Annotated in this window: 17 protein-coding genes; 9 read left to right on the forward strand and 8 right to left on the reverse strand. The window is 37.7% G+C overall.

Annotated elements, in window-relative coordinates; genetic code table 11:
* Window positions 1–9 precede the first annotated feature (9 nt).
* Both FHY47_RS07535 and FHY47_RS07540 read right to left on the reverse strand, forming a co-directional pair.
* Window positions 10–792, reverse strand: a complete 783-nt coding sequence (locus FHY47_RS07535) for a polysaccharide deacetylase family protein (protein ID WP_066104633.1) — start codon at window positions 790–792, stop codon at window positions 10–12.
* Window positions 793–934: 142 nt separating this feature from the next.
* Window positions 935–1,909 carry a proline dehydrogenase family protein gene (locus tag FHY47_RS07540; RefSeq protein WP_066104637.1) on the reverse strand — a complete coding sequence of 325 codons (975 nt, stop codon included), beginning with the start codon at window positions 1,907–1,909 and terminating at the stop codon, window positions 935–937.
* A gap of 532 nt (window positions 1,910–2,441) precedes the next feature.
* Here FHY47_RS07540 and FHY47_RS07545 point away from each other — a divergent pair.
* Window positions 2,442–3,596: an endo-1,4-beta-xylanase gene (locus tag FHY47_RS07545; RefSeq protein ID WP_148630052.1), complete on the forward strand. Its 1,155-nt coding sequence runs from the start codon at window positions 2,442–2,444 to the stop codon at window positions 3,594–3,596.
* Between the two features lie 168 nt (window positions 3,597–3,764).
* Here FHY47_RS07545 and FHY47_RS07550 read toward each other — a convergent pair whose 3' ends face one another.
* A complete protein-coding gene (locus FHY47_RS07550; RefSeq protein ID WP_148630054.1) occupies window positions 3,765–5,807 on the reverse strand; it encodes an ABC transporter ATP-binding protein in 2,043 nt (680 codons plus the stop codon).
* Window positions 5,807–7,558 (reverse strand): ABC transporter ATP-binding protein, encoded by a 1,752-nt coding sequence (locus FHY47_RS07555; RefSeq protein WP_066104653.1) that lies wholly within the window; start codon window positions 7,556–7,558, stop codon window positions 5,807–5,809. The genes FHY47_RS07550 and FHY47_RS07555 overlap by 1 nt, the downstream gene beginning before the upstream one ends.
* A gap of 593 nt (window positions 7,559–8,151) precedes the next feature.
* On the opposite strand from FHY47_RS07555, the gene FHY47_RS07560 reads away from it, so the two are divergent.
* The 3 genes from FHY47_RS07560 to FHY47_RS07570 are packed head-to-tail and all read left to right on the forward strand — an operon-like array spanning window position 8,152 to window position 9,816.
* Window positions 8,152–8,472: a PadR family transcriptional regulator gene (locus FHY47_RS07560; RefSeq protein ID WP_066104658.1), complete on the forward strand. Its 321-nt coding sequence runs from the start codon at window positions 8,152–8,154 to the stop codon at window positions 8,470–8,472.
* Window positions 8,469–9,029, forward strand: a complete 561-nt coding sequence (locus tag FHY47_RS07565) for an HAAS signaling domain-containing protein (RefSeq protein WP_066104661.1) — start codon at window positions 8,469–8,471, stop codon at window positions 9,027–9,029. Before FHY47_RS07560 ends, FHY47_RS07565 begins: the two co-directional genes overlap by 4 nt.
* Window positions 9,022–9,816, forward strand: a complete 795-nt coding sequence (locus FHY47_RS07570; protein ID WP_139892417.1) for a DUF4097 family beta strand repeat-containing protein — start codon at window positions 9,022–9,024, stop codon at window positions 9,814–9,816. Before FHY47_RS07565 ends, FHY47_RS07570 begins: the two co-directional genes overlap by 8 nt.
* Before the next feature lie 53 nt (window positions 9,817–9,869).
* Here FHY47_RS07570 and FHY47_RS07575 read toward each other — a convergent pair whose 3' ends face one another.
* The gene (locus FHY47_RS07575; RefSeq protein ID WP_225983600.1) at window positions 9,870–10,178 is read right to left on the reverse strand and encodes a hypothetical protein; all 309 of its coding nucleotides are present in this window, start codon (window positions 10,176–10,178) and stop codon (window positions 9,870–9,872) included.
* A gap of 319 nt (window positions 10,179–10,497) precedes the next feature.
* On the opposite strand from FHY47_RS07575, the gene FHY47_RS07580 reads away from it, so the two are divergent.
* Together FHY47_RS07580 and FHY47_RS19500 are read left to right on the forward strand one after the other, a co-directional pair.
* Window positions 10,498–10,746: a hypothetical protein gene (locus FHY47_RS07580; protein WP_066104667.1), complete on the forward strand. Its 249-nt coding sequence runs from the start codon at window positions 10,498–10,500 to the stop codon at window positions 10,744–10,746.
* A gap of 3 nt (window positions 10,747–10,749) precedes the next feature.
* Window positions 10,750–10,926 (forward strand): 3-oxoacyl-[acyl-carrier-protein] synthase III C-terminal domain-containing protein, encoded by a 177-nt coding sequence (locus FHY47_RS19500; RefSeq protein ID WP_077248084.1) that lies wholly within the window; start codon window positions 10,750–10,752, stop codon window positions 10,924–10,926.
* An 87-nt stretch (window positions 10,927–11,013) separates the two neighbouring features.
* On the opposite strand, the gene FHY47_RS07590 is transcribed toward FHY47_RS19500, so the two are convergent.
* Window positions 11,014–11,808, reverse strand: coding sequence for an SDR family NAD(P)-dependent oxidoreductase (locus tag FHY47_RS07590; RefSeq protein ID WP_066104670.1), 795 nt, complete (start codon window positions 11,806–11,808; stop codon window positions 11,014–11,016).
* Between the two features lie 27 nt (window positions 11,809–11,835).
* Window positions 11,836–12,795: an MBL fold metallo-hydrolase gene (locus tag FHY47_RS07595; RefSeq protein ID WP_066104672.1), complete on the reverse strand. Its 960-nt coding sequence runs from the start codon at window positions 12,793–12,795 to the stop codon at window positions 11,836–11,838.
* 403 nt (window positions 12,796–13,198) lie between these two features.
* On the opposite strand from FHY47_RS07595, the gene proC reads away from it, so the two are divergent.
* The gene (gene proC / locus FHY47_RS07600) at window positions 13,199–14,047 is read left to right on the forward strand and encodes a pyrroline-5-carboxylate reductase (protein ID WP_066104675.1); all 849 of its coding nucleotides are present in this window, start codon (window positions 13,199–13,201) and stop codon (window positions 14,045–14,047) included.
* Between the two features lie 176 nt (window positions 14,048–14,223).
* Here the strand turns inward: proC and FHY47_RS07605 are convergent, their stop codons facing one another.
* On the reverse strand, window positions 14,224–14,610 hold the full coding sequence (locus FHY47_RS07605; RefSeq protein ID WP_316245996.1) for an NUDIX hydrolase: 387 nt from the start codon (window positions 14,608–14,610) through the stop codon (window positions 14,224–14,226).
* A gap of 309 nt (window positions 14,611–14,919) precedes the next feature.
* On the opposite strand from FHY47_RS07605, the gene FHY47_RS07610 reads away from it, so the two are divergent.
* Window positions 14,920–15,036 carry a YjcZ family sporulation protein gene (locus tag FHY47_RS07610; RefSeq protein WP_077248053.1) on the forward strand — a complete coding sequence of 39 codons (117 nt, stop codon included), beginning with the start codon at window positions 14,920–14,922 and terminating at the stop codon, window positions 15,034–15,036.
* A gap of 126 nt (window positions 15,037–15,162) precedes the next feature.
* Window positions 15,163–16,182, forward strand: a complete 1,020-nt coding sequence (gene namA / locus FHY47_RS07615; RefSeq protein WP_148630056.1) for an NADPH dehydrogenase NamA — start codon at window positions 15,163–15,165, stop codon at window positions 16,180–16,182.
* The last annotated feature ends 359 nt before the right edge of the window (window positions 16,183–16,541 follow it).

The raw sequence follows: 16,541 nt of genomic DNA on the forward strand, positions 1-16,541 counted from the left end.
TCCTCGTCCTTATAATCTCTTATCTTTATGGAAGTTTGCCGGAAAATGTTTTGATTCTTCGTATCTTTCAAATTCATAGCCCGCTTCCTTTATACTTTTAATTATTCCTGGCAATGCCTCAATGGTACCTTTCTTTTCATGAATTAAGATAATTTCCTCAGATCCATTTAATTGCTTCAGAATTTCTCCTTCAATTTTTGAAGGATTCTCTTGCAGCTTCCAATCTTTTGAATCGATTGTCCAATCCCACATTTTCAATCCTGCGTGTGCAGCTTGATCTCGCAATTTCGTATTTAACCCTGGAGATGATCCATATGGACATCTGAATAAAATCGGCAAAATATTTACCTGTTCTTTGATTAATTGCTGTGTTTCCATCACTTCTTCTACAATTTTTCCCTTTTTGTACAATCTATTATAATCATGGCTCATTGAGTGCATTCCGATATAATCTCCACGGTTGACATATTCCTTGGCCATATCCGGGTATTTCTTCATATTATTTCCGATCAGAAAATGAGTAGCCGGTATTTCAAATTGATCGAGTATAGCAATTAACTCCTTTGTATAAAGACTTGGACCATCATCAATTGTTAAATAAACTACTTTTCTTTCTTTACCATTTAATTTTTCAGGCACTTTTTTTACGGTCCTTTCATATGTAACCATGTTCAGTTCTGGATGCCCTGATTGATCATTGGTTTTGTCAGCCAAACTGGAAGTCGGCTTGATCCAGCTCATTACTGTTATGGATACTATAATAGTAACCAAGATAATTGCAAAATTACGCATTCTTTAATCTTCCTTTATAAATCTCTATTTAACTCCTATTATATTACAATTCTTTTTCTATTGTAATATTTTAGTAATATTTCAGAAAAATAGATTAACTAAAAAGCCACTATCCTCTTGTAGGGTAGTGGCTCTTGCATATCTATTTTTTTCTCTTAGATAATCTGCCAAGTAAAAAGGCACCGGCTGCTATCGCAAGAGCCGTGTTTGTTTTTTTGGTGAATACTTGTTTCGTTACAAGGCTTATGTTTTGAGGTCTTTCAGCCAAACGTCTCATAAAGTATCCATACCAATCCGTCCCAAAAGGAACATACGTACAAAACTGGTAGCCCTCTTTAGCCAATTCCATTTGCATATCGAAGCGGAAACCATAGAGCATTTGGAATTCAAATTTTTCATTAGGAATTTGATGATCTTTTACAAATTGCTTCACATGGTTTATGACTTTATGATCGTGTGTTGCAATGGAGGTGAACTTACCATTTAACAGATGATATTCTATCAAATTGATATAATTTTTATCAATTTCTGCTTTTGTTTGATAGGCTAATTCAGCAGGTTCCTTATAGGCACCTTTTACAATACGAAGGCGGTAATTTTTATATTTTTGTATATCATTTTCGGCTCGATGAAAATATGCTTGTATAACTGTACCAATATTATCGTATTTTTCCGATATCTGATCTACTAAATCAAAAGAAGGCTGTAATCTGGAATGGTTCTCCATATCAATATTTATAAAAATATCATACTTTGCAGCTGCTTCAAAAATTTCCAACAGATTGTCTCTGCAGAAATCCAAATCTATATCCAACCCTAATTGAGAGGGTTTTAATGATATATGAGCATCGACTTTATTTTCATAAATGGCCTCAATAACCTGAAGGATTTGATTCTTCGCCTTTACAGCTTCATCTTTATCACTCACAAATTCTCCAAGATTATCCACGGTACAAGAAATTCCATACTTATTTAACTCTTTTATACTCTCAATTGTTTCGTCTATATTTGTACCGGCAACTACAGTTTGGGCACCCATTTTTAACCCATATTTTTGAGCTGTGCGGTTTAAAAGCTGATTTTCTGAAAGAGCAATGAAGAAATCTTTAACAATCATTAAGAACACCCCTTATGTTAGTTAAATAACATGAAATCAATAAATACAGAATAAATACTTGTAATCTTACACTATGGGTAGGCTAAAACTTATATGTTCATATAACCTCATTTGAAGCGCTTACTTATTTCAATATATTCATAATATAGTAAATTCCGAAAGATTTCTATAAGGAATATCTTTTTTTACTTCCGTAATAATAAGCCGGCTCCCCAATAGAGCAACAGCCTTAAATAATAGGCAATTAATCGATTTAATGACCTTTTCTATATCTTTAATTGAGACATAAGCAACTATAGTGATTGTTCTTTTAACAAGTGCAGGTATTGGCTTTAATCTATATACCGCACTCCATTTCTTTTATGCATTTAGCCCTATATTAACTAGTCAGCTAGTTTTCTCCCCGTGATTTATGGCCTATTTTTCTCACAACTTAGTTTGTTTCCTAGACTTACTAAGTAGATACCTTCTATAATAATGTTCAAATGCCCATGTAAACGCTTTCTATTTTAAATGAAAAGGAGATTAGGACATGTCACAAAAATTAGTACGTAAGTTTCTAAGTTTCGGATTAGCTATTGCCCTTGTAACTCCTGTCTTTTCCACTGATATTGCGAGTGCTAAGCCATTAAGTGCTTTAAAAGCTTCCCCTTTATATGAAAGGTACGAAGATTCTTTCACAATTGGGGCTGCTGTCGAACCCGATCAATTAATGGGTAAGAGCGGTCATGTATTAAAGCGTCACTATAACAGTATTGTTGCAGAGAACGTAATGAAGCCTATATCCATCCAACCCGAAGAGGGGAAATTCAATTTTAAAGAAGCAGATAAAATTGTGAAATTCGCCAAGAAAAATGATATGGATGTTCGTTTTCATACCCTTGTATGGCATAGCCAGGTTCCTGATTGGTTCTTTATTGATAAGAACGGGAATAAAATGACCGAAGAAACCAATCCAAAACAGCGGGAGAAAAATAAAAAGCTATTATTACAGCGTTTAGAAAAACACATAAAAACGATTGTCAAACGGTATAAAAATGATGTCGACTCATGGGATGTTGTAAACGAAGTGATTGACGAATATGCATCAAATGAGCAGAAGCTACGTGAATCTCCTTGGTATCAAATAACTGGTACTGATTATATTAAGGTAGCATTTAAAACAGCTAAAAAATATGCAAAAAAGAATGCAAAACTGTACATTAATGACTACAACACAGAGGTAGAACCTAAAAAAACCCATTTATATAACTTAGTTGTTGAATTGCTTGAACAAAAAGTCCCTATTGACGGTGTCGGTCATCAAGCTCATATTCAATTAGGCTGGCCATCCATTACTGAAACGGAGGAATCTATTAATCGTTTTGCTAGTCTTGGTTTAGATAATCAAGTAACCGAGTTAGATGTGAGCTTATACGGCTGGCCACCAAGACCTGCTTATCCTTCATATGAGGATATTCCAGAAGAAGAGTTCCAGCGTCAAGCTGCCAGGTATAATGAGTTATTTGAAATGTATGAGAGATTAGGAGATAAGATTAGTAACGTGACATTCTGGGGAATTGCAGATAATCATACATGGCTAGACGACCGTGCCAAGGAATATAATAATGGCGTTGGAAAGGATGCTCCATTTGTCTTTGATCCGGATTATAATCTTAAGCCTGCTTATTGGGCAATAATGGACTAGAATAGATACCAAGAATAATTTAGTATAAGAATACTTAGATATCTGCTTATACTATAGTAAAAGAGGAAGCTAATTGCTTCCTCTTTACCTTTTAGTTACAGGGTATACATTCTTTTAATTAATCTGGTCATTGTTTTAACTTAGATTGCTATTTGTTAACTTATAGTATTAACCTGCAAGTTTTCCAATCTGAAGCTCATACATTTGATAATATTTTCCTTTTAATTCCATAAGTTCATCATGGTTTCCTCTCTCCACAATTCTTCCTTTATCGAGAACAAGGATTTGGTCAGCACTTTTAATAGTAGAAAGACGGTGTGCAATAATAAAAGTGGTTCTACCTTTCTTTAGCACCTCCATTGCTTCCTGAATCAAGCTTTCTGTTTCTGTATCGATACTGGATGTAGCTTCATCAAGAATCAGGATGGCCGGATTAAAAGCCAAAGCTCGGGCAAAGGATATTAATTGGCGCTGCCCTGATGAAAGAGTACTCCCCTTTTCAACAACCGGTTCATCAAACCCATGTTCAAGATGGGCCAACACACGGTCAGCTCCCACATCACGTAACGCTTTTTCAGCTACTTCTCTCGAAATTTTTGGATCATCAAGTGTGATATTCGAAAGAATGGTTCCAGTAAACAAATATGGATCCTGTAGAACAATTCCCATATGCTCACGCAAGGTTTGATGTGGGATATCTTTCAAGTCTATCCCATCAATGCGGATAGCCCCCTCCTGATAGTCATAAAATCTGAATAACAGATTCATAATGGAACTTTTCCCAGAGCCTGTATGCCCCACTAGGGCTATTGTTTCGCCCTGACTAGCCTCAAACTGAATATCCTTTAATACTTTTTCTCCTTCTTTATAGCTAAAAGATACATGATCAAATTCAACATGCCCTTTAAAACGTGGCTTACGTTGATCCTCAACATCAATACCTTCCTCATCCAGAAGTGCAAATACGCGTTCACCGGCTACCATCGCCTGTTCAAAATTTGCAAACTGATTGACAATTCCTGATATTGGGTGGAACAGACGATTTAAATAATTCACCATCGCGTATAAAACGCCTAGACTGACGACTGATTCACCAGATGCTGCCATACCTCCGAAATACCAAATAAATAGCGTTAATGTAATAACACGCAAAGCACCTACAAGATTTCCATTTAACAAGGAATTTAATTTTTGCATTTTACTTTGGTATACATAATGCTCTGTGTTCAGTTTTTCAAATTCCTCTGTTGTTTCTTTCTCCCGCTTGAATGCCTGAATGATATTCATCCCATTTATGGATTCGTTAATCATGGCATTAATATCACTTATACGTGCCCGAATGACCCTATTATACTTTGTAGCAAATTTACGAAATAATAATGTCCATCCAACGAGCAGCGGCAGAATAATCAATGTCACCATTCCAAGCTTTACATTAAGCAAAAATAGGGCAATGATAATTCCGATAATATTAACCGTACTCGAGAAAAAATTAGCTAAAACCCTTACATACAGCTCCCGAATTGCTTCGGTATCATTTGTAATCCGTGCCACTACCTTTCCTGCCGGTAAATTATCAAAGTAGCGAATCGGCAGTCTTTGAATTTGAGCAAAAACGTCCTTTCGCATTGTTTGAATAATTCGATTCGCTGCTTTTTGTAAATAATAGCTCTGCCCATATTGAAAGAAGAATGCCACAACCATAATTCCGAAATACAGAGCAAGTAATTGCATTATACGGCTGATCTCTGGCTGATAAAACGCCATGATTTGTGCTCCTGACAATTTCTGAGCCTCATAGGTTGCTCTTTTTTCTCCACTAGTAATCACCAGCTGCCCATCTTTATAGGATCTCTTCCCATCAAACTCTATCGGTTGGTTTAGGAATAAAAACGTCGTCCCAACCTGTTGGATGGCAACCTCACTTCCGGTCCATTCCCCATCCTCTACATAGGCCTCACGTTTATATGTGCTCCCCTGATAGTGAACGGCATCCTTTGTATTCTTCGTTTCCACCCATGGAGATTCAATCCCCATGATATGGTTGTCTATCATGTTTTTCCCGATATAGGGTCCGATTAAGTCCGCCCCTACTGAGATGGATAACATCATTAGTGCTAGGATAATGGTTCCTTTACACTTCACTGCATATTGATATAAACGTTTTCCCGTCTTCCAACCGGATTCCGTTTGTTCCAAATGTTCGTTCATTAGGCGCTCACCTCCTTGTTCGCTTCAATTTGCTGGCGATCAAATTGTTCTTTATACCAGCCCTTCTTATTGAGCAGCATTTCATGTGTGCCTTCCTCAATCACCACTCCATCATCTAGTACAATAATCCAGTCTGCATGCTGTACTGCTGATAATCTGTGAGTAGTGATTATCGTCGTTTTGTCGCTTCGTTCATTCCGAATATTTTCGATAATCGTTGTTTCTGTCTTGGCGTCCACTGCAGAGAGGGAGTCATCGAGAATCAGAATCTCCGGATCTTTAATTAACGCCCTGGCTATTGAAATCCTTTGCTTTTGTCCGCCAGATAAAGCAATACCTTTTTCCCCAACCAGCGTCTCCAGTCTGTTCGGCAGTCTCTCTATATCTTTTTCAAAATCAGCGAGGCGAACTGCTTTCCAAAACTCTTCATCAGTTGCTTCCATTTTTCCAAATAAAATATTCTCCCGAACTGTTTTAGAAAATAAAACATGATCCTGCGGTACATATCCAATCCATTCCCGGACATCCTCAAGATTTTGTTTTTCAATCGGTACATCGGATAGGGAAAGAATTCCGTTTCCAGCAGGATATTCACGGAGCAATTGTTTCACAAATGTGGTTTTTCCGCTTCCTGTTTTTCCGACGATTCCAATGGTATCCCCGCTATCGATTTTGACATTGATATCGGCTAGATTATCCACCTTTGAAGAAGGATAACGGAATACTACTTGATCAAATATAACGTTCTCTAATTCCGGGACATCCACTGGATTCGGATCATTTTTTACATCCTCCTGAGAAGATAATGTTTCGTTCATGCGATCGAGAGAGGCATTTCCTCTTTGCATGACATTAATTAATTCCCCAATGGCGATCATCGGCCAAATCAGCATCGATAGATATACGTTAAAGGTCACAAGCTGCCCAATTGAAATGGCTTGAGCGAATACTAGATTGGCTCCATATCCAAGACTGATTAAATAACTGATACCAATAACGAATGTGATAACCGGATCAAACATGGCATCTACTTTCGTTACTTTCATGTTTTTCTCATATACATCTTCTGTCATCTCTTCAAAGCGTTTTTCATCCGCTCGTTCCTGTACATAAGCACGAATGACACGGACACCCGCGACTGATTCAAGGACCTTGTCATTTAGTTCACCAAAAGCATCCTGTGCTACTGTGAAGTGCTCATGAATTCGCTCTCCGCCCTTTTTGACTGCCCATGCCATAATCGGCAAAGGTAAGATGGCGGCAAGCGTAAGTTCCCAACTAATTGTAATGGCCATTGTTGCTAAAATCGCAATCATATATAAGGTAGAATCCATTAACGTTAAAATACCGAATCCTGCTGTAACGGATATAGATTTAAGATCATTGGTTGCTCTTGCCATTAAATCGCCTGTACGATTCTTTTCATAGAAGGTTGGTGTCATTTTTAATAAATGACCTATAAATCCTGAGCGCAGCTTCCGCTCTAAAACATACGCTCCACTAAATAACTGGTAATTCCATATATAGGTTAGTATATAGAGGGTGACCATTAACCCGATCATCCACCAAACATAGGTCATGAGTGTCTCCTGATTCATTTCACCTATACTCATGTCATCTATGGCCATCCCAACAATCATCGGTGGCAAAACCTCCAGCACATTTACGATATTCAATAACGCGATTGCGACTGTATACCGAATCCAGTGCTCTTTAAAAAACCAACCTAATTTCTTTAAAACCGAAAACATTCCATCTCCTCCTTTGTCTTAACCGAAGAACATTTTAATTGCTACGTACTGTTTGCCTGTATGTCCCTTGAGATTTTTACATTGACCACATTTGATTCCATTTTTCTTCCTCCTTTTTTGAATGCAACTTAAAATTACCAACAAAAAAAGACTGCAACGATTACGTGTTGATACTTCCTCCAATCAAAAGAAGATTCGAACGTAAAAACGTCCAATCTTTACATTTGAGTTAGACAAAAGTACTCACGGCAACGTGCAGTCTTTTCGTTTAAAACGAGTTAAATCATATTTAAACGGGAGGACTGCACAAATCTCATATCGACTCGATGATACGCTACAACAATCACTGATTTTTTCATCATACAGTCCTCCTTTCATTGATAAGTAAATTGGTAAGTCTTTACACAGATTACTACTATTTGAATTGTTAGTCAATTACAAATTTAAAATATTTTCAAAAATTTAATTGCATGTTCGCTCATTGAATTATTTTTACAAAAACATCCATACTACCTTGCATTAAACAGTACCTTGTGTAATACTATAGTTACTACTATACAATGTATAATAGCGAAGGAAAGGAGGCTTTACGATTGAATGTCCAATTCAAAAAGGGCGTTTTAGAGCTTTGCGTACTTGTTATGTTAAATAACAAGGATCGTTATGGATATGAGCTCGTTCAGGGGATTTCCGATAAATTTGAAATTTCCGAAGGAGCCGTCTATCCGCTTCTCAGACGACTTACCAAAGAAGAATATTTCACGACCTATTTACAGGAATCTACAGAGGGGCCCTCTCGTAAATACTATCATCTAACAGAAAAAGGCCGGGATTACCTGAAGCAGCTGGTAAGAGAATGGCAAGCATTTTCCACAGGTGTTAATCAAATTATTGAGGAAGGTGAAGTACAGTGAATCGGGAACAATTTTTGCAACAATTATCTAACCATCTTAGCGCCCTGCCTAAAGAGGAACGCAATGACATCTTAAATGATTATAATGAGTATTTTGAAAATGGTTTATTAGAGGGAAAGTCCGAGAGTGAAATATCAGATAATCTTGGTTCTCCTGAATTAATCGCAAAGGAATTAAATATATCGAATACATTTGCCGAGATAGACAGGAAGATGACCTTCTCAAACGTCTTTGGTGCGATTGGATTAACAATTGGACTGAGCTTTCTGAATCTAATTTTTGTCCTTGGTCCTGCCATAGCTCTTGGAGGTATATTGTTAGGCGGTTGGGGGGCAAGTATCGGTCTCATATTATCACCATTCCTCCACCTGATTGGTATTATATTGGGTTTCAATCAGGCCTATGCATTTGAAGTTTTTCTTTCAATCGGGTTCAGCGGTTTAGGAATTCTCCTCTTGTTTGGCATGTATTATGTAACCATCTTTAGTTCTAAAGTGTTTATTAAATATTGCAAATGGAATGTTTCAGTTGTAAAGGGAGGTATGAAGCATGTATAAAAAGTGGCTGATTGTAGCTGGAATACTCATCGTTATTGGCTTTTCAGGAGCATTGCTGACTGCAAAATCGTTTTTTTCACTTCAAAATGAGAATGACAAACAAACGAAGCAGTTTCAAAGTTCAGAGATACAATCGATTGATGTCAATAATACCGTAGGGACAATCAAGCTGGCAGAAACATCTGGAGATGAAATTATTGTTGAGACAATTGGGTCTAAAATGTCCAATCCCATAAAAATAGAAGAGAACGGTGAAACCCTGTCCATTACAAACGAGGCGGATCATACTATTTCTCTAGGTGTTAATTTTAAAAAATCATCAGAGAATATTACAGTCTATTTGCCAAAAAAACAGTATGACAGAATCTCAGCATCAAATGAAGTCGGTGAAATTACAATCTCTCAGATTAATGCAGCCCACTTAAATGCAGAATCAGAAGTTGGAAGCATTCATATAAGCGATGTATCCTCCACTTCAATAATCGCTTCTTCAGAGCTAGGGAACATTAAGATACAAAAATACAGCGGCAAGCTCCAGGTCGATAATGAAGTTGGCTCGATTGATATTTCGACCGATGAAATCACTGAACCGCTTATCGCCAAAAATGAACTTGGAGAAATCGACTTAACAATTAATCAGGATCCAAATAACATCTTAATTACAGCAGACTCTGAGATTGGCAGTAAACGAATCTTTGGCAAAAAAACCGGAAGTTATATGAGTGGGGATGGAAGCATTACAGTTCAACTGAGCACGGAGACCGGCAGTATTCGTGTTACTGATTAATGAAAAACCCGATAAAACCTTCAAGGGCTTTATCGGGTTTATTTTCAATTCTATCAAACAGCTGTTTTAGCCTGATTTTGAGCAGCATCCACAAGGATGAATACCGCTGACAACAAGTGCATAATCATTCCAATACCAGGAATGAAGCCAACAACGGACGTTACAATTCCCAGTATATTTCCGTTAGCTTTTATTCCGGCTTTATACGAAAAGACTACAATGATGATATGGAAAGCAAGCATAATAAATAAGGGTACCCATGCCATGCTTAGGATAATTGTTCCTCCAAGAACAGGTATACCTAATAATGCTTCCATACCGCCTGATACCCATTTTAAAATATTAATCATTTGACGACTCATTACTAGCCACCCTCTCTCTTATATATTTTTTAAAATATTATTCTATAATAACTATATTTACTATATACCCATTAATCTAAATATTATTAACTATATTTTTCAATAAATATGTATTATGTTTATATAATTTTGTCTTTCTTATCTTTATGTACATCCATTTTTCCAGTAACCATCTAACACGTTGCTGCTATTATAAACCTCCTCCTGCCCTACTTCATCAATAGAACTACTCCCCATCAATTAAAATTCCAAAAAAGATAACAGCACAAGCGGTATCGCCATACATAAAGAATACCTTTTAATCGTAGATTGCAAAGATATGAAAGTAATCAATCAAGATGTAGATAAGATTATTTATCAAAAGGAAGGATTAAGTAAATCCATAAATGCAAATGCTGACAGCCAATACATTCAATTTACCCCTTTCGATGCGAGTTTTTCTGCTCAGATTATTTTTGATCTATTTGACCGTATTTTGGAGCCGAATAGCTTGAGGATATCCGATATTGCTGCATTTTGTATTTCACAATTTGCATATGGAGATAAGTTAACCATTGAACAACACTAGGATATCCAAAGCCAAAAGGTCATTTATATTGGAGATCAATATGGCTATACAGGTTCGAGCAGTCCGTTCCTCGCTTTCCATGAAGGGATACAGGATGGGCGTATTAAGCGCGGAGATTATGTTATGTTTTGGACAGTTGGTGCAGGACATCAGTTCATCGCTATGTTATGGAAATACTAATCTCTTTATATAAAATGAAACGGATCTAGCATCAAGTCGTTGCAGGAACAAAAAATCCACCTTGTTTTTTAGGTGGATTTTCTCTTATCATTTTTTATTAAACTGACTTCGCCCGAGCGTTTCAACCGTCCTCGGAATTAAACTGTAAATCTTACTTCCCGCATTCATCCAGCCTGGTGCATTAATTTCCCGCTTATTTTTTAGCATGATATTCGTGATTTTTTCTGCCAGCTTGACCGGATCAATCATCAAGCGTTCAATGTTTTTGATATACGTACCTTCTTTATCTGCGATATTAAAGAAATTGGTTTTAATCGGTCCAGGATTGACGGATGTAACAAAAACATTCTCTGTATGCATTTCCATACGTAAGGCATTTGTAAATCCAAGTACCGCATGCTTCGTTGCTGAGTAAACACTTGATTTCGGCGTCGCCATTTTCCCAGCCTGGGATGCAATATTGATAATGTGGCCTGATTTCTTTTCTGCCATCGCAGGCAGTACCATTTTCGTACAGGCAATGAGTCCAACCACATTTGTATTGATCATGGATTCTGTATCATCTAAACTTGCGTCCAACACTTTCTCGAAAATTCCAAAGCCAGCATTGTTCACCAGAACATCGGTATCTCCCACTTCATTCTTGATGTGGGCAAATGTCTGTTCAACAGCATTCCGATCGGATACATCCAATGTATATACATAAACCTCGCAATTAAAATCAGTCATTAATTCTTTACGGATTTTTTCTAATTTGTCCAAACTCCGTGCGATTAAAACCAATTTTGCTCCACTTTTAGCAGCATGTCTGGCAATTTGTTCACCTAACCCGCCTGAGGCACCCGTAATCGTAACAATTTTCCCACGAATTCGTTCATTCATGTACTTCACTTCCTCATTAATGGTCCATTATTTATTATAATACCATACGACACCATCAACCATTTCACTTTCAATTTCATGAAGACTATCTAGATAATCGAGCTGGCCCAATGTCTCAAACAATGCCAGTGCTGGATCTCTCTTAACAGCCTTCGGAAATAATTGTATAGCTAATTCCAAGACGTTCCGACGGTCTTCCCCAATGAGGCTTTTAACATGAAATGCCCGCTCATGCTGATTTTTTAAACGTTTCTCTATTAGCTGGTATGGTTCAGTAATGTCCTTTCCATGCCCTGGATATACGATTGTCAGTCTTTCATTTTGCAATCGACGCAAGCTATCATTCAGTTGCAGTTGCGGCTTCAATCTCTCCTGCTCTGCCCTTTTCGGTACCTCCAGAATCGGGTTAGGTGAAATTTTACCCAATAATAAATCTCCGCCAATCAGTGTACCTGACTCTTCATGATAGAAGGATAAGTGACCCTGTGAATGGCCAAAGGTTTCCATTGCTCTCCAACCAGGATGGCCGGGAATCCAGTCTCCTTCTTTCAAAAAATGTGTGAGGGGTTTTGAACCCGAATACGTATATAGGGACTCTACATCATTGGCATATTTCATCAATTGCGGAGGTACGCCAAATTGCTTTGCCATACTTGTAAAATAATCTTTTTGTTCCTTCATAAATGCTGGATCCCTTTTAAGATACCGCTGGTTATCTTCATGTCCATACAATGGATCTTCTTGAAATACATCAATTAATCCACAGTGGTCAGAGTGGTGGTGGGTTAATATTACCTGTTCAATATCAGATAGCCTATATCCCAGTTCCTTTAACTGCCGTTCAAGTGCCTCTTTTGCTTCCTGTGTTTTAATTCCGGCATCTACCAGAGTTAAAGCATCTCCTTTTAGAAGATACGTATTTACATCTCCGACAGCAAACGGAGTCGGTATAATAATTTTTTCAGCTACCCTTGTAATCGAACTCATCTCATTACTCCCTGTTATGTATTTTAGTAATTATTTTTACATAATTTGTATGAAAATTCCATCATAAAGTTTGAATATTCTTGACACATGAGCTATTTTTTTGCATAATTTCTATTAATATCAAATAAATATACTTATACAAGCGTTCGAGAAAGAATAGTAAATCATGTATGGCGTAAGAGAGTGAAACCCGTTGGCTGTAAGGTTTCGCCGCCCACTGATGATTGAACCTGCCTTTCGAGCTGTCAGGAAAACCTGGCCGTCCGACCGGGCGTTATCCGGTATAAAGATGCAAGCATTCTAGAGCCGAATGCTCGTAAATTAAGGTGGTACCACGGAAGAATAGCCTTTCGTCCTTTACAGGATGAAGGGCTTTTTTTATTTTTACAAAGGAGGCAGGAGCATGAATAAAAAAATTGCTTTTCTTGGAGCCGGTTCTATGGCTGAAGCATTGATTGCAGGCATTGTAAAAAAAGGGGCAACTTCACCCGGAGATCTTTGGGTCTGTAATCGGAACAATGATCCTCAACTAGAACGCTTGAAAAAAAACTATGGCGTTATTCCATGCCGCAACATGTCCTCCCTTCTATCTGACGCAGATATCATCCTGATAGCCGTTAAGCCGAAGGATGTTTATACAGTCTTACAACAAGCCAAACCTTATCTAACCAGTAAGATGGTACTTATATCTGTTGCCGCAGGAATTTCTACTCAAAGCATTGAAGCCATTTTAGAGAATACTATGCCGATTATTCGGGCTATGCCAAATACATCTGCGGCAGTTGGAAAATCCGCCACTGCTATTTCAGGGAACATCTATATGAAACCAGAGCATCTTACACTGGCTAAAGACATTTTCAATACGGTAGGAATGGTCGTTTTTACAGAAGAAGAGAAAATGGATGCCGTCACAGGCCTCTCTGGAAGCGGACCAGCATATATTTATTACTTAATTGAAGCCATGCATCAATCAGCCCAACAAATTGGTCTTAATCATCAAGAAGCTCAAACTCTGATTATCCAAACGTTAATGGGAGCTGCCGAAATGGTCCACTCCTCCGATAAATCTCCTCAAATGCTGCGTTACGAGGTAACAAGTCCAGGAGGAACTACTGAAGCAGGTATCCAAATCCTTGAACAACATGGCGTTAAGGAAGCCTTTATTAAATGCATTCAAGAGGCTACCCTCCAATCAGAGCGTATGGGTAAGGAATTAGGAAGTAAAATCAAAGAAAAAATTCTATATGAGTAAAATAAATAGTTATATGATGCGCGTATCAATTACAGCACTTCTCTAAGCGCATTCAGAAAAATGGTCAATCATTAATCATCTAACGGGAGGATTATACTATCCTCTCTTTTTTTACTATCCCACTCCAGTAGGCTTTCAACATTCAGCCCAGCAAATGTTAGAATCCCGCTCTCCCCTCATACATGATGAAATAATGATTGAACTTTTAAGGCCACCTCCATTGGTCTTACGTCAATAGATGTTAACTTTTCAAGACCCCCCCATATTGGCAGGTACGTTCCTCTTCCCCTTGTTTTGTTTGTATATTCATCACCTTGCCCGGTGCCTATAGTTCCAGATAAAATTTTTGCCTTGTAGAAGTATTGGTTATTTCCGTTATATTTTACTTTTGAAATACATTCATTAACATTTACACCTACCCCCAATTCCTCGATGGCTTCCCTTTTAGCTGCAGCTTCAGGTGTTTCACCATTCTCTATGCCTCCTCCAGGAAAAACATAATAAACAGAAGCATTCAAACTTCTTTTAATGAGTACTATCTGATTGTTTTCTATAATTACCACGGAGCTCCGATCTCTCATAGCCATTCTCCTCCCTGTTTACGAGTATTGTTCTTGATATTTTTTATATAAAACCATGACTTATAGCAAAATAGCTGACCTTTTAACATTCGTAACATATTAATAAGGTAAATAGGAATTTTCATAAGCTAATTTTAAATCCATTAATTCTCGAGAGTAATGATTGCTGCAGAAATTTAGGCTGTCCCAACTTTAAATATTGTCCAATCCATCTATCACTTTAAACCATATGATGGCTATGTAATGGGAATTCGCTCCCATTATTGCAGCAATGAACAGGAGGTGTCTGTATTGAGTGATTCTTATGGTGGTAAAGGTGTAGGAAGCTTTGCTTTCGTTGTTGTTCTTTTCATCTTGTTAATTATTGTCGGTGCTTCTTATGTTGGAGGCGGCTACGGCGGTTACTAAGTAAGATAGGGGGCATGTACTCGGGGATTCCCGGGCCACATGCTCTCTTCCTTTTATTTGAAGCATTTGATTAGTCACCCCTTAATCCCAACTGTTATACTTGGTTACTGAAAGGAGTTGTCATCAATGACTAAATCATTATTATTTGAACCATATACAATTAAAAATATAACTCTTAAAAATCGGATTGTCATGTCACCGATGTGCATGTACTCCAGCTACGAACGTGATGGAAAAATACAGAACTGGCATATGACTCACTATACAAGCCGGGCTGTCGGCCAGGTTGGTTTAATCATCGTGGAAGCAACCGCAGTTACTCCGCAAGGTAGAATTTCTGATCAAGATTTAGGCATTTGGAGTGACGATCACATTGAAGGTTTACATACGCTAACTGCTATGATGAAGGAATATGGCACAGTTCCCGGGATTCAGCTCGCTCATGCAGGGCGAAAAGCTGAGCTTGAAGGTGAAATTATCGCACCTGTTTCTGTGCCTTTTAATGAAAAAATGAAAACTCCTAGAGAAATGACCAAAAAGGATATTGCCGATACAGTTGAAGCCTTCAAACAAGCCGCTATTCGTGCCAAAAAGGCAGGATTTGAGGTTATGGAGATTCATGGCGCACACGGATACTTAATCAATGAATTCCTAACTCCTGCCGTTAATACTCGTACCGATGAATATGGCGGATCGCCGGAAAATCGTTATCGATTCCTAAAAGAAATCATTACTGCTATTAAATCTGTTTTTGACGGCCCATTATTCGTCCGAATCTCCGCTAAAGATTATCACGAAGACGGATATGAACTGGAAGATTATATTCAATATGCCCGTTGGATGAAAGAAGACGGAATCGATCTTATTGATGTAAGCTCCGGTGGTGTAATGTCAGTACCGGTACCAAGCTTCCCAGGCTATCAGGTCCCAATGAGTGAGACAATCAAGCATGAAGCCAACATTGCAACTGGTGCCGTCGGATTAATCACATCTGGCGTACAAGCGGAGGAAATCTTACAAAACAACCGTGCTGATCTAATTTTTATCGGTAGAGAATTATTACGTGATCCATATTGGCCTAAAAATGCTGCCAAGGAACTGCGTGCTTCTGTTGAAGCTCCTGTGCAATACGGTCGCGGTTGGTAATTTCCTTCGATTAAATCATTGTTTTGATTTAATAAAGTACAGGAAACAAATTAAGAAAAAAGTATCGTTTCTATAGAAACGGTGCTTTTTCTTTTTTTGAACCTTAAAATTCGACAGGAGAATACAAAATAATAATGACGAGATCTTAAACTAAAATTAAATAATTACATATTGGAACAATTCGATGTAGCTGTAGATTAGTATTTTTCCTTCACATCCGTACCAAAGGGACAAACATTTCTTCAGTTTCTCTTATCAGAATTTATTTTTCACAACAATTACATTATTTTCATGTTAAGACAAAAAAATGAATGCCGATAGTTAATTGAAGACCATTGTGACTTTCCTAATTGATAGGA

Origin of the sequence: Bacillus sp. E214, assembly GCF_008087365.1 — a bacterium.
GTDB lineage: Bacteria > Bacillota > Bacilli > Bacillales > Pradoshiaceae > Pradoshia.

What these genes read in the sequence shown, in the direction of transcription:
- FHY47_RS07595 (WP_066104672.1), bottom strand. Translation starts at nt 12,795, where the DNA reads ATGAGTTCGATTACAAGGGTAGCTGAAAAAATTATTATACCGACTCCG.
- FHY47_RS07580 (WP_066104667.1), top strand. Translation starts at nt 10,498, where the DNA reads ATGAAAGTAATCAATCAAGATGTAGATAAGATTATTTATCAAAAGGAA.
- FHY47_RS07570 (WP_139892417.1), top strand. Translation starts at nt 9,022, where the DNA reads ATGTATAAAAAGTGGCTGATTGTAGCTGGAATACTCATCGTTATTGGC.
- FHY47_RS07590 (WP_066104670.1), bottom strand. Translation starts at nt 11,808, where the DNA reads ATGAATGAACGAATTCGTGGGAAAATTGTTACGATTACGGGTGCCTCA.
- namA (WP_148630056.1), top strand. Translation starts at nt 15,163, where the DNA reads ATGACTAAATCATTATTATTTGAACCATATACAATTAAAAATATAACT.
- FHY47_RS07575 (WP_225983600.1), bottom strand. Translation starts at nt 10,178, where the DNA reads ATGAGTCGTCAAATGATTAATATTTTAAAATGGGTATCAGGCGGTATG.
- FHY47_RS07550 (WP_148630054.1), bottom strand. Translation starts at nt 5,807, where the DNA reads ATGAACGAACATTTGGAACAAACGGAATCCGGTTGGAAGACGGGAAAA.
- proC (WP_066104675.1), top strand. Translation starts at nt 13,199, where the DNA reads ATGAATAAAAAAATTGCTTTTCTTGGAGCCGGTTCTATGGCTGAAGCA.
- FHY47_RS07555 (WP_066104653.1), bottom strand. Translation starts at nt 7,558, where the DNA reads ATGTTTTCGGTTTTAAAGAAATTAGGTTGGTTTTTTAAAGAGCACTGG.
- FHY47_RS07540 (WP_066104637.1), bottom strand. Translation starts at nt 1,909, where the DNA reads ATGATTGTTAAAGATTTCTTCATTGCTCTTTCAGAAAATCAGCTTTTA.
- FHY47_RS07535 (WP_066104633.1), bottom strand. Translation starts at nt 792, where the DNA reads ATGCGTAATTTTGCAATTATCTTGGTTACTATTATAGTATCCATAACA.
- FHY47_RS07545 (WP_148630052.1), top strand. Translation starts at nt 2,442, where the DNA reads ATGTCACAAAAATTAGTACGTAAGTTTCTAAGTTTCGGATTAGCTATT.